Consider the following 12,588-nt stretch of genomic DNA (forward strand, 5'->3'; position numbering starts at 1 on the left):
TCAGCGCACCCCCTCGAAGCTCTCGAGGTAGGCCGCGAAGCCGTCGCGCTGCACCTCGAGCTCCTCGGTCAGCTCGGCGTACACGTGGTCGAAGATCGACAGTGGCGACGGATCGGGCAGGGCCCGGCAGCCCTCCCGCAGGCGGACACCGAGGTCGTCGGCCTCCGCCTGCACGGCGCCGAAGAAGTCGTCGTCGGCGAGCCCGTTGCGGCGCAGGTAGGCCTCGACCCGGGCGATCGGGTCCTTGAGCTTCCAGCGCTCCAGGTCGTCGGAGAGCCGGTAGCGGGTCGGGTCGTCGGTCGTGGTGTGCGCGCCCATCCGGTAGGTGTAGGCCTCCACGAACGTCGGGCCCTGGCCCTCGCGGGCGCGCTGCAGGGCCGCCTGCGTCACGGCGTACGTCGCGAGCACGTCGTTGCCGTCGACGCGGACGCCCGGGAAGCCGAAGCCCAGGGCCCGCTGGTAGAGCGGGATCCGACTCTGGCGCTCGAACGGCTCGGAGATCGCCCACTGGTTGTTCTGGCAGAAGAACACGACCGGGGCGTTGTAGGACGCGGCGAACACGAAGGCCTCGTTGACGTCGCCCTGCGAGGAGGCGCCGTCGCCGAAGTGCGCGATCACCGCGGCGTCCCGGTCGGGGTCGCCGGTGCCGACCACGCCGTCGCGCTGCATGCCCATCGCGTAGCCGGTGGCGTGCAGGGTCTGCGCGCCGATCACGATCGTGTAGAGCCCGAAGTTCTTGTCGTCGGGGTCCCAGCCACCCTGGTCGACCCCGCGGAAGAGGCCGAGCAGGTCGAGCGGGTCGACGCCGCGGCACCAGGCGACGCCGTGCTCGCGGTAGGTCGGGAACACGAAGTCCTGGGGGCGCAGCGCGCGCCCGGCGCCCACCTGGGCGGCCTCCTGGCCCAGCAGCTGGGCCCAGATGCCGAGCTCGCCGTGGCGCTGGAGCGCGGTGGCCTCGACGTCGATGCGCCGGGTCAGCACCATGTCGCGGTAGAACCCGCGGATGACCTCGTCCTCGGCCCGCTCTTCGGTGTCGAAACGGAACCCGGGGTGGTCGACGCGCTCACCCTCGGGGGTCAGGAGCTGCACCAGTTCCGGGCCGCCGTCCTGCTGGGACGGACCGAAGACCTCGGCGAGGTCCGGGCCGAAGCCGTCCCCGGCCCCTACTTCGCTGCTGCGTTGGGTCACGTGCACTCCTTCGAGGTCGTCGGCATGGACGGGATCTCCGTGCGCCGAGGTCAGGCGCTCCGGGCGCGGACGCGGGGGTGGTGCGCCTGTGACCCGGGGCACATCGTGCACAGCAAAACTACCCGCGCCTCCGACGAGCCCGCCAATCCACTCGGACGCCCTAGGACTCTGACCCCAGGCCGTGTTGATCAACTCCGCGCCGCTCGCGACGGCGCCCACTTGACCAACCCGACCCTAGGCCAGCCGGTCCGGCCTAGGGTCAGGGGCATGACCGCCTCCAACGTCACGCGCTCGATCACGGTCGCCGCACCGGCGGCGACCGTGTTCGACATCCTCGCCGACCCGCGCCAGCACGCCCGGATCGACGGGTCCGGCACCGTGCGAGGGTCGCTCGCGGGGCCCGAGCGGCTGGCGCTGGGCTCGACGTTCGGCATGAGCATGCGGATCGGCGCGCCGTACCGGATCCGCAACCGGGTCGTCGAGTTCGAGGCCGACCGGCTGATCGCCTGGCGGCACCTCGGCACGCACCGCTGGCGCTACGAGCTCGAGCCGCTGCCCGAGAGCGACGGCGGCGGCACGCGGGTCACCGAGACCTGGGACGTCAGTCACTGCAACGCCCCGACCCGCTGGGTCCTCGGCGCCCTCGGCTACCCGAAGGTGCACGCCCGCTCCATCGAGCGGACCCTCGACAACCTGCGCGCCGCGGCGGAGTCGGACGTGGCCGACCGCGCCTGACCGGCGCCTCCGCAGGCCCCTCGTTTCCCCGGTCGCCCGGGGAAACGAGCGCGACACGCCGACGCACACCGGCGCGTCGCGCTCGCTTCGCCTGACAACGTCCGCGACGGCCGGCGCCCCGAGGCGGACTCAGCCGCGCCCGTGGGGCTCCAGCCAGACGGCGGGGTCGGGCCCCTTCGGCACGACCTGGGTGGGGTTGATGTCGCTGTGCACGACGTAGTAGTGCCGCTTGATCTGCTCGAAGTCGGTGTTGCCGCCGAGGGCCGGGATCGCGTAGAGCTCGCGGGCGTAGCCCCAGAGGTGGGGCAGCTCGGTGAGCTTCTGGCGGTTGCACTTGAAGTGGCCGTGGTAGACCGCGTCGAAGCGGGCCAGCGTGGTCCACAGCCGCACGTCGGCCTCGGTCAGCGCGTCGCCCATCAGGTAGCGACGGGAGGCGAGCCGCTCCTCGAGCCAGTCCAGGGCGGTCCAGAGCCGGTCGTACGCCGCGTCGTAGGCCTCCTGCGAGCCGGCGAAGCCGCAGCGGTAGACCCCGTTGTTCACCTCGGTGTAGATGCGCCGCATGACCTGCTCCATCTCCTCGCGGAGCTCGGCCGGCCACAGGTTCGGCGCGTCGGCCCGGTGGAACTCCCGCCATTCGAAGAAGAAGTCGTGGGTGATCCACGGGAAGTCGTTGGTGACGACCTGGCCGGTCGGGACGTCCACGATCGCCGGCACGGTGATGCCGCGCGGGTAGTCCGGGAAGCGCTCGAGGTAGGCCTCCTGGATCCGCTCGATGCCGAGCACCGGGTCGACCCCGCCGGGGTCGAGGTCGAAGGTCCAGCTGCGCTCGTCGTGGGTCGGCCCGGGGGTGCCGAGCGAGATCACGTCCTCGAGCCCGAGCAGCTCCCGCACGATGATCGTGCGGGTCGCCCACGGGCAGGCCTTCGCCGCGACCAGCCGGTAGCGGCCCGCCTCGACCGGCCACAGCTCACCGTCGACCGGGCCGTGCTCGGGCCGGCGCGCGTTCTTGGTGATCCGGTCCGGGATGTACGTCGCGTCGCGCTTGAACTCACCCTCGCTCGCATAGGCCATGCGACCCATGGTAGATGAACTCTCAACCACTCCGCGTGCGTCCACCCGGACGTAGCGTCATGCCATGACCCAGCACGTGCTGCGCGCGTCCGGCATCCTCGTCCGCGGTCGGCCCCGGCCGCTGCTCCCCGCCACCGACGTGGAGCTCCGCTCCGGCGAGGTGCGGGCCCTGGTCGGCGAGCCGGGCCACGCCCACACCGCCCTCGCCCTCGTGCTCGCCGGGCGGTTCCGGCCCGACGCGGGCACGGCCACGCTCGACTCCTCCGTCCTGGACCGCACCCGCCAGACCGGGGTGGCGCTCGTGGACGTCCCCGGGGTGAGCGAACCCGACGAGCAGGTGCCCTTCGGCACCATCCTCGGCGAGGAGCTCGCGATGGCCGGGCAGCCGGCCCGGCGCCGGGCGGTGCGGGCCTGGGCGCCCGACGTCGAGCTGGGCCGCCGGACCGAGGACGTGCCGGCGGATCGCCGGACCGCGCTGCTGCTGCGCTCGGCCGCGCTGCGCACCGGCGTCCGGTTCCTGGTGCTGACCCTGCCGGACCGCTGGGGGGTCACACCTGCCCAGTGGGAGCCGGTGACGGCGGAGCTGGCCCGGCGCGGGTACGGCGTGCTCGTCACGGTCGGCGAGACCTCGCGGCACCTGCTCTCGGTGCCGGCCGGGACGATCGGAGGCGCGGAGTGACCTCCTTCCGGATCGCCTTCACCGAGCTGCGCCGGATCACCTCGGGCCGGCTGCCGCGCCTGGCCGTGCTCGCGATGATCCTGATCCCGACGCTCTACGCCGGGCTCTACCTCTACGCCAACCACGATCCGTACGGCGGGCTGACCCGCGTCCCGGCCGCGCTGGTGGTCGCCGACACCGGCGCCCGGCTCGAGGGCGAGGAGGTGCGCTTCGGCCGCGACATCGCCGACCAGCTGATCGACTCCGGCGACTTCGAGTGGCACGAGGTGTCGGCCGACGAGGCGGCCTCCGGCGTCGAGGACGGCAGCTACGACTTCGCGCTGACGATCCCGGCGGGATTCTCGGCCGCGCTGACCAGCCCGGCCCGGTTCGATCCGGAGCAGGCGCGGCTGGTGATGACCACCAACGACGCCAACTCCTACCTCGCCGGCACCATCGCCGACACGGTCACCACCAAGGTGCGCGCGGCGATCTCGAGCCAGGTCACCGAGCGCGCGGCGACGACGTTCCTGCGGAGTCTCGGCGACATCCGCGCCCGGCTGGTCGACGCGGCCGACGGCGCCCAACGACTCGCCGACGGACTGGACACGGCGCGCTCCGGAGCCCGGCAGCTGGCCCGCGGCGCCGACCGGCTCGACCAGGGTCTCGGCACGCTGGAGCGGCGTACCTCCGCGCTGCCCTCGCAGACCCGCCGGCTCGCCGACGGCGCGGCCCGGGTGGCCGCGGGGAACGACGAGATCGCGCAGCTCGGCCGGGAGGCCGCGACCGTCGCCGGCGACGTGTCGGCGCTCTACCGCAACGGCCGACGCGACCTGGTGCAGCGGATGCGCGAGCAGGGACTCGACGCCCAGCAGCGCCAGGCGATCCTCGCCGTCTACGACGACCTGAACGTGCCGCTGGCCACTGTGACCGGGAAGGTCCGCACGGCGTCCGCGCGGCTCGACCAACTCGCCTCCGGCGCCGGTCAGGTGGCCGACGGCGCGGACCGGCTGGCCGACGCGACGCCGGCGCTCACGTCGGGGATCGCCCAGGCCCACACGGGCTCCGGCCGGCTCGCGTCGGGCTCGGAGTCGCTGCGCCGCGGCCTCGTGCGGCTCGACCAGGGCGCCGACCGGCTGGCGTCCGGTCTCACCGACGGCGTCGACCAGATCCCCGACCTGTCCGACACGACGGTCGCCTCCACGGCCGGCACCCTGGCCGACCCGGTGGGCATCGTGGACCGGGCCCGCGCCGAGGCCGGCTCGTACGGCGCCGGCCTCGCGCCGTTCTTCCTCGCCCTCGCCGCGTGGATCGGCGGCTACGTGCTGTTCCTGCTGGTCCGCCCGCTCTCCGACCGCGCGATCGCCGCGAACCAGGCGCCGCTCCGGGTCGCCCTCGGCGGCTGGTACCCGCCCGCCCTGCTCGGCCTCGCGCAGATGGCCGTCGTCCTCACCGTGGTGACCCTGGGCGTCGGCATCGAGCCCGCCCACGTGGTGCCGACCCTGCTGTTCATGATGCTGGTCTCGATCACGTTCATCGCGATCGTGCACGCGCTCAACGCCTGGCTCGGCCCCGCCGGCCAGTTCCTCGGCCTCGCGCTGATGGTGCTGCAGCTGGTCACCGCCGGCGGCACGTTCCCATGGCAGACGATCCCGACCCCGTTGCACGGCGTCCACCACGTACTGCCGATGTCGTACGCCGTCGACGGGCTCCGCCAGCTCATGTACGGCGGCCTCTCCGGGCTCGCCTGGTACGACGTCCTGGTGCTCGTCGGCTGGCTGGTGCTCGCCCTCGCGCTGACGTCGGTGGCCGCCCGGCGCCGGCGTCGCTGGTCGATCGCCCGGATCAAGCCGGAGCTGTCGCTGTAGCGCCCGGCCCACGGGGTTTCGAGACGGTTGCTAGCGCAACCTCCTCAACCACCGTCGGTGGTTGAGGTGCGAGGGCCGCCAGGCCCCGCCCACGGTGGTCGAGGCGCGAGGGCCGCCAGGCCCCGCCCACGGTGGTCGAGGCGCGAGGACCGCCAGGCCCCGCCCACGGTGGTCGAGGCGCGAGGACCGCCAGGCCCCGCCCACGGTGGTCGAGGCGCGAGGACCGCCAGGCCCCGCCCACGGTGGTCGAGGCGCGAGGACCGCCAGGCCCCGCCCACGGTGGTCGAGGCGCGAGGACCGCCAGGCCCCGCCCACGGTGGTCGAGGCGCGAGGACCGCCAGGCCCCGCCCACGGTGGTCGAGGTGCGAGGGCCGCCAGGCCCGAGCCTCGAAACCACCCCCGCAGCCGCCGGACCACCTCAGCGCCGGCGGCCGCGCCGCTCGCGGAGCCGCTCGGCGGCGGCGCGGATGCGGGCCTGGTTCTCGGGCTTGCGCGACTCGTCGTACAGCTTCTTGGCGATGCCGGCCAAGGCCACGGTCCTCATCAGCTTCATGAGCGACCGGTACCCCGTGCGTGCGGCAGCAGCCCCTGCCGCTCCTTGGCGGTGAGCACGCGGAGGGCGGCGGCCCGGACCAGCGCACGGAAGCCGGAGTGCGTGCGGGCCCGGGCGAGGACGGCCCCGTACATCGCCGGCAGCGGCGCCGGGTCGACGGTGAGCACCATGTCGCCGCCGGCCGCGACGAAGCGCAGCGCGCGCCGGCCGGGCGGGACCCGCGCCACCTGACGGGCGTGGGCGAGGTCGTCGGAGATCACCACGCCCTCGAAGCCGAGGTCGCCGCGCAGCATCGTGGTGACGACGTACGGCGAGAACGCCGCCGGCTGGGTCGGGTCGAGCCGGGCGTAGCGCGCGGTGGACATCATCACGAACGGCGCACCGGCGTCGACGGCGTCCTGGAACGGCGCGAGGTACGGGTCGTGGCGACGGGTGACCCGGTCGACGACGTCGGCGCTGGTGTCGGTGTTCGCGCGCACCCGGCCGAGACCCGGGAAGTGCTTGACCGCGGTCGCCACCCGCCCGCGGTCCATGCCGCGCACGAAGGCGACGCCGTGCCGCGAGACGACCCGCGGGGTGTAGCCGAACTGCCGGTCGTAGACGCCGATCGGCGGGTTGTGCCGCGCGGCCCGGGGGCTCGGGACGGTGTCGAGGACCGGCGCGAGGTCGAGGTTCACCCCGGCCCGGCCCAGCTCGCGCGCCCAGCGGTACGCCGCGGACCGCAGTCGTGCGGGCGCCCAGCCGCCCTGCACCAGCGCGGTCGGCATCGGGGCGAACCCGGGCCCCTGGAGCACCCGGACCAGGCCGCCCTCCTGGTCGGTGCCGACGAAGAGGCCCACCCCGGCCGTGCTCCGCTCGGAGACCTGGGCGCGCATCGCGCGGGAGACCCGGGCCGGGGGACGGACGCCGTGGTAGCTGCGCCCGGTCAGCATCACGTTGCCGACGTGGAAGCGGCGGACCTGGGCGCGGGTGCGCGGGTCGGCTCGGTCCGCGGCCGTGCCGACCATGAAGAGCTGGCCGACCTGCTGCCGGAGCGTCATCCGGTCGAGCACCCGCTCGGCCGCCGTCGGCTCCGGCGCCACGGCCCCGGGCGCGAGCGTGCCGCCCGGCAGCACGGTCTCGGCGCTCGCGCTCCCCGCGGCGGCGAGACCGACTCCGAGCACCAGCGTCAGCAGGAGGACGATCGCGTGCTCTCGGAGGTGCATCTCGGACGACGGTACCGGGCAGGCCACGTGGGAGCGGGACCGCCTTAATTGCAGAGATCTCTTTGCAAAGAGACCTCTGCAGTCGTACCGTGATCGCATGGACGTCAGCTCGGTCACCCCGTCCCCCCAGGCGCTCAAGGCGCTGGCCCACCCCGTCCGCCTGCGGATGCTCGGCCTGCTGCGCCTCGACGGGCCGGCGACGGCGACGACCCTGGCGGGACGGCTCGGGCTGAACACCGGGACGACGTCGTACCACCTGCGGCAGCTCGCCGAGCACGGCTTCGTGGTCGACGACCCCGAGCGCGGCAACGGGCGTGAGCGGTGGTGGCGCGCGCGGCACCAGCTGACGGAGGTCGACACCGCATCGGCGACCACCCCTGAGGAGCACGAGACGTACGACGCCTACCTCCAGGCGGTCGCGATCAACTACGCGGGCAATCTCCAGGCCTCCGTCGAGCAGTTGTCGCTGTTGCCCGCGCCGTGGCGCGAGGCCGGCACGATGAGCGACCGGGTGTTCCGGCTGACCCCGGCCCGGGCGAGCGCGCTGACGGACCGCCTGCTCGCGATCCTGGACGAGGTCGAGGACGACGACGACCCGGAGGCGGCGCCGTTCATGGTCAACGTGAACACCTACCGCCACCCACGGAGCCTGGCACCGTGAGGCGCCCGCTCTACGGCTGGCTGGTCTCCGAGGCGGTCTCGCTCACCGGCACCCGGATCTCGATGGTCGCGCTGCCGTGGCTCGTGCTGACGACGACCGGGAGCGCGACGCGGACCGGCCTGGTGGCGCTCGCGGAGATGCTCCCCCTGGTCGTGCTCAAGGTGCTCGGCGGACCCGTCATCGACCGGCTCGGCGCCCGCCGGGTCGCGATCACCTGCGACCTGCTCTCCGTGGTGGCGGTCGGCGCGATCCCGCTGCTCCACGAGTCGGGGTGGCTGCCGTTCCCCCTGTTCCTGCTGCTGGTCGCCGTCGCGGGCGGCCTCCGCGGCCCGGGCGACGCCGCCAAGGCCGCGCTCACCCCCGCGCTGGTCACCGAGGCGGGCGTGCCCCTGGAACGGGCGACCGGCCTGCACTCCACGGTCGAGCGGACCGCCAGCCTGCTGGGGGCCGCGGCGGCCGGCGGGCTGGTCGCTCTCGTCGGCGCGGCCGACGCGCTGGTCGTCGACGCGCTCAGCTTCGGCGTCTCGGCCGCGGTGCTCGCCTGGTCGACGTCCACACTCGCCCGACCGGCCGCCACGGTGGTCGACCAGCCTCCGGCGGCGTACGCCACCAGGCTCCGCGAGGGATGGAGCCACCTGCGCGGCGACCGGATCCTGCTCGGCATCGCGATCATGGTCTCGCTGACGAACCTGCTCGACCTGGCGAACGCCGCGGTCCTGGTACCGGTCTGGGCGAAGGCGACCACCGGCAGCGCGGCGACGGTGGGGCTGCTGTTCGCCACGTTCGGGGGCGCGGCGGCCATCGGCGCGGTCTGCGCGTCCGCCTGGGCCGACCGACTGCCCCGCTACCGCACCTACCTGCTCGCGTTCCTGATCTGCGGTGCGCCGCGCTACGTGGTGCTGGCGCTCGACGTGCCGCTGTGGACGGTGCTCGCCGTGTGCGCGGCGAGCGGGTTCGCCTCGGGCTTCATCAACCCGATCCTGGGTGCGGTGATGTACGAGCGGATCCCCGACGCCCTCGTGGGCCGGGTCACCTCCCTGAGCACCGCGATGGGTTTCGCGCTGATGCCGTTCGGCGGGCTCCTGGGCGGCCTGCTGGTCGCCGGGCTCGGACTGTCGCCGGCGCTGCTGATCACCGGCGCGGCGTACTTCGCCGTGACGATGCTGCCGGCCGTCGACCGCCGCTGGCGCGAGATCGACCGCCGGCCGGCACGGGAGCCGGCGGCCGTCAGCGCCTGAACGCCGCGGCGACCGCGACCAGCCGGTCGTTGGCCTCGGTCTCACCGATCGACACCCGGCAGCCGTCCCCGACGAAGGGGCGGACGACGATGCCGGCCGCGTCCGCCGCGGCCGCGAAGTCGAGGGTGCGCTCGCCGAGGTCGAACCACACGAAGTTGCCCTGCGCCTCCGGCACCTCCCAGCCCGCGGCCCGCAGCGCCGCGACCACCCGGGTGCGCTCGACGACGAGCGCGTCGACGCGCTCGAGGAGCTCGTCGCGGCGCTCGAGCGAGGCGATCGCCGCGGCCTGGGCGACGGTCGAGACGCCGAAGGGCAGCGACACCGCCCGCAGCGCGGCCGCGATCGGGGCCGGCGCCACGGCGTACCCGACCCGGAAGCCCGCGAGCCCGTAGGCCTTGGAGAAGGTGCGGGTCAGCACGACGTTCTGGTGGCGGCGGTACGTCGCGACTCCGTCGACGGGGTCGGCCATCCGCACGAACTCGACGTACGCCTCGTCGACCACCACCAGCACGTGCGACGGCACCTGCGCCAGGAACGCGTCGAGCTCGGCCTGGGTGACGGCCGGCCCGGTCGGGTTGTTGGGCGTGCAGACGAGGACGACCTTGGTGCGCTCGGTGACCGCGGCGGCCATCGCGTCGAGGTCGTGGCGGCCGTCGGCGAGCACCGGCACCGTGACCGCCGTCGCGGCCGCGGCGGTGACCGCGATCGGGTAGGCCTCGAAGGACCGCCAGGCGAAGACGACCTCGTCGCCGGGATCGCAGAAGGCCTGCACCAGCTGGTAGATCAGCCCCACCGACCCGGTCGCCACCGAGAGGTGCTCGACCGGCACGTCGAAGGTCTCGGCGAGCGCGGCGTAGAGCGCGGCGCTGCCCATGTCGGGGTAGCGGTTCATCGCGCCGACGCCGGCCTGGACGGCCTCGATCACGCCGGGCAGCGGCGGGTAGGGGTTCTCGTTGGAGGACAGCTTGTACGACGTCATCCCGGGTCGGACCGTCGGCGGCTTGCCCGCGACGTACGGCGGGATCTCCGCCACGTTCGCTCGGGGCTGGGGGGCGCTCATGGCCGTCAGGCTATGCCCGGGCTAGGCCCGGCGGCGGTACCTCCAGGGCCGGAGCACCAGCGCCAGCACGATCCCGATGCCGACGCCGAGGGCCGCCCCGGTGACGTTGTCGACGACGTCGGTGACGTCGCAGGCCCGGTCGATCCGGGCCAGCGCGAGCTGGGTGCCCTCGATCGCGACGGAGTACGCCGCGAGTCCGGCGAGCCCGAGCGGCACCAGCACCCACGCCGCCCGCCAGCGCGCGACGGCCAGCACCAGCAGGGCGCCGGCCGGGACGAAGATCAGCGTGTTGAGCATCCGCTGCCCGCCGGCGAAGATCCAGAAGCCGTCCGGGGCCGGGCCGCCGAGGTCCCACGAGCAGGTCTCGAGCCGCCCCTCGGCCGCGACGATGCCGGGCGCCCCGTGGGCCGGGATCAGCGTCACCGAGGCGATGATCGCCAGCGACCACAGGAAGCCCGCGATCGACCACGCGGTCAGCCAGCCCAGCCGCCGCTGCAGGGCCAGCGCCAGCAGCGCGCAGAGCGCACCGGCCACCGCGATCAGGGCCAGCATCACCCCCACCCCACCCACCGGAAACACGCCTCGACCGTAGCGGGCGGTCCCGCGCGGGGTGGTCAGGGGAAACGGCGGCGACACGCCGTACACCACCGGCGTGTCGCCACCGCTTCCCCGGCCGACCGGGGAAACGGCGGCCCCTACGCCAGCACCACCTCACCACCCGGCACGGCCGGCAGGTCGCGGCCGATCCGGACGTCGACCGGGTTGGTCAGGCAGCGGATCGAGCCACCGCCCTTGTGGAACTCCGACACGTCGACGAGCACGATCTCGAAGCCCCACTCCTCCAGCTGCGCGCGGACCCGGTCGGGACAGGCGGGCATCACGACCGTCGAGCCGATCACGATCGAGTTGGCGCAGAAGGTCGTCAGCGCCTCCTCCTCGGTCAGCACCAGCGGCTCGGGCACCAGGTCGAGCAGGGCCGCCGCCGACGCCTCGTCGAGGGCGGCCGGGCAGACCAGGGCGCGGTGCTCGTCGAGCGGGCAGAAGGCCAGGTCGAGGTGGTACATGCCGGGGTGGGTGATCCGCACGCCGCGGACCCGCACCCCGAGCTCGATGGCGAGGTGCTTGAGCGCGAGCTCCTCGGTGCGCGGTCCGTAGCCGACGATCAGCGCGTCGCCGAACGCGAACGCGTCGCCCGCCTCGAGGTGCGGGCCGACCCCGTCGCTCCCGACGTACGACGTGGCGAAGCCGTGCGCCGCGAACCACGGCTGCGCCGAGCGGGTCTCCATCCGGCGCTCGGCGTACCGCATGTGCGACAGCACCACGTGTGGGGCGCCGCCGGCCCGCTCCAGGCCGAGGCCGAGGTTCATCGCGTAGACCATGTCGGGGGCGTCGGCGCGCTGCGGCAGCGCCTCGACGACGCCGCCGTGCCGCTCGATCGCGGCGACCAGGCCGCGCCACTGCGCCATCGCCCGCGCCGGGTCGGGCTGGTCGGCGGGATCCATGAACGGATTGATGACGTACTCGACCCGGAAGTGGGTCGGCTCGACCATGACGTACCTGCGGCCCCAGGCCAGTCCCTCCACTGAGATCCCCCGATCCTCGTATTGCCTGATTGTCGGACAATATGACAAGCGGAGTGTAGAGCAGAATGGGCGCCATGTCCGCACCCGGGCCGTTCAGCACCCTCCACGTCGAGCTCGCCTCGACCGTCGACCGCGTGGCCGACGAGCTGCGGCGGGCGGTGTTCGACGGCGAGCTCGAGTCGGGCACCCCGCTGCGCGAGGTCGCGCTCGCCGAGTCGCTCGGCGTCTCCCGACCGACCGTGCGCGAGGCGCTCGGCGTGCTGGTCGCCGAGGGGCTGGCCGTCCGGGAGCCCAACCGGGGCGTCTCGGTCGCCGCCACCGACCCCGACTCGGTGCGCGACATCTGCCGGACCCGGCAGGTGCTCGAGGGCGCCGGAGTACGCCGCTGGCCGGACGCCGACGAGGCGCTCCGCGACGGCGTCCGCACCTCGCTGGTCAGCTACACCGGCGCGGTCCGCGCCGGTGCGTCGTACCAGGAGCTCAACGAGCGGCACCTCGCCTTCCACGTCTCGCTGGTCGGCCTCACCGACTCGCCGCGGCTGGTCGCGATGGCCGAGGGCCTGATGGTCGAGCTCCGCCTCGCGCTGGCCCAGGTCGACCGGATCCGCCGCAACGCCCACGACCAGGCCGACAGCCACACCCAGCTGGTGATGCTGCTCGAGCGCGGCGACGTCGAGGCCGCATCGGCCTTCCTGGTGCGCCACCTCGAGGACGCCGAGACCTCGATCCTCCAGGCCCTCGGACTCGCACCCATCTAGGGTGGGCCCC

The 12,588-nt window shown here is 74.0% G+C and carries 13 protein-coding genes; 6 read left to right on the plus strand and 7 right to left on the minus strand.

The features are described from left to right. Positions 1–1,092 (minus strand): pyruvate dehydrogenase (acetyl-transferring) E1 component subunit alpha, encoded by a 1,092-nt coding sequence (gene pdhA, locus KM427_RS24285; protein WP_183595297.1) that lies wholly within the window; start codon positions 1,090–1,092, stop codon positions 1–3. Positions 1,093–1,455: 363 nt separating this feature from the next. Here pdhA and KM427_RS24290 point away from each other — a divergent pair, with 363 nt between their 5' ends. Next, positions 1,456–1,923 carry an SRPBCC family protein gene (locus KM427_RS24290; RefSeq protein ID WP_215525625.1) on the plus strand — a complete coding sequence of 156 codons (468 nt, stop codon included), beginning with the start codon at positions 1,456–1,458 and terminating at the stop codon, positions 1,921–1,923. Between the two features lie 129 nt (positions 1,924–2,052). On the opposite strand, the gene KM427_RS24295 is transcribed toward KM427_RS24290, so the two are convergent. Continuing rightward, positions 2,053–2,994, minus strand: a complete 942-nt coding sequence (locus KM427_RS24295) for a glutathione S-transferase family protein (protein ID WP_252274847.1) — start codon at positions 2,992–2,994, stop codon at positions 2,053–2,055. 64 nt (positions 2,995–3,058) lie between these two features. Here KM427_RS24295 and KM427_RS24300 point away from each other — a divergent pair, with 64 nt between their 5' ends. Together KM427_RS24300 and KM427_RS24305 are read left to right on the plus strand one after the other, a co-directional pair. Further along, positions 3,059–3,673 (plus strand): hypothetical protein, encoded by a 615-nt coding sequence (locus KM427_RS24300; RefSeq protein ID WP_215525627.1) that lies wholly within the window; start codon positions 3,059–3,061, stop codon positions 3,671–3,673. After that, on the plus strand, positions 3,670–5,520 hold the full coding sequence (locus KM427_RS24305; RefSeq protein ID WP_215525628.1) for a YhgE/Pip family protein: 1,851 nt from the start codon (positions 3,670–3,672) through the stop codon (positions 5,518–5,520). Before KM427_RS24300 ends, KM427_RS24305 begins: the two co-directional genes overlap by 4 nt. Before the next feature lie 418 nt (positions 5,521–5,938). Here the strand turns inward: KM427_RS24305 and KM427_RS25785 are convergent, their stop codons facing one another. Continuing rightward, a complete protein-coding gene (locus KM427_RS25785) occupies positions 5,939–6,073 on the minus strand; it encodes a hypothetical protein (protein ID WP_281374860.1) in 135 nt (44 codons plus the stop codon). Beyond that, entirely contained in the window at positions 6,070–7,278 is a 1,209-nt protein-coding gene (locus KM427_RS24310) for a glycoside hydrolase family 3 N-terminal domain-containing protein (protein WP_215525629.1), read from the minus strand. The genes KM427_RS25785 and KM427_RS24310 overlap by 4 nt, the downstream gene beginning before the upstream one ends. 97 nt (positions 7,279–7,375) lie before the next feature. Between KM427_RS24310 and KM427_RS24315 the strand changes: the two genes are divergently transcribed. Then, positions 7,376–7,939, plus strand: coding sequence for a winged helix-turn-helix domain-containing protein (locus KM427_RS24315; protein WP_215525630.1), 564 nt, complete (start codon positions 7,376–7,378; stop codon positions 7,937–7,939). Beyond that, entirely contained in the window at positions 7,936–9,177 is a 1,242-nt protein-coding gene (locus tag KM427_RS24320) for an MFS transporter (RefSeq protein WP_215525631.1), read from the plus strand. Before KM427_RS24315 ends, KM427_RS24320 begins: the two co-directional genes overlap by 4 nt. Here KM427_RS24320 and hisC read toward each other — a convergent pair. From hisC to KM427_RS24335, 3 genes are all read right to left on the minus strand, one after another. Next, the gene (gene hisC / locus KM427_RS24325) at positions 9,167–10,237 is read right to left on the minus strand and encodes a histidinol-phosphate transaminase (protein WP_215525632.1); all 1,071 of its coding nucleotides are present in this window, start codon (positions 10,235–10,237) and stop codon (positions 9,167–9,169) included. The two genes, KM427_RS24320 and hisC, sit on opposite strands and share 11 nt — an antisense overlap. Positions 10,238–10,258: 21 nt before the next feature. Next, positions 10,259–10,816, minus strand: coding sequence for a VanZ family protein (locus tag KM427_RS24330; protein ID WP_183595110.1), 558 nt, complete (start codon positions 10,814–10,816; stop codon positions 10,259–10,261). Between the two features lie 116 nt (positions 10,817–10,932). Beyond that, entirely contained in the window at positions 10,933–11,820 is an 888-nt protein-coding gene (locus KM427_RS24335) for a dimethylarginine dimethylaminohydrolase family protein (protein WP_252274849.1), read from the minus strand. Between the two features lie 74 nt (positions 11,821–11,894). Between KM427_RS24335 and KM427_RS24340 the strand changes: the two genes are divergently transcribed. Further along, positions 11,895–12,578, plus strand: coding sequence for a GntR family transcriptional regulator (locus tag KM427_RS24340; RefSeq protein ID WP_183595109.1), 684 nt, complete (start codon positions 11,895–11,897; stop codon positions 12,576–12,578). Positions 12,579–12,588 lie beyond the last annotated feature (10 nt).

This window comes from Nocardioides sp. LMS-CY, assembly GCF_018732145.1.
GTDB classification, from domain to species: Bacteria; Actinomycetota; Actinomycetes; order Propionibacteriales; family Nocardioidaceae; genus Nocardioides; species Nocardioides soli.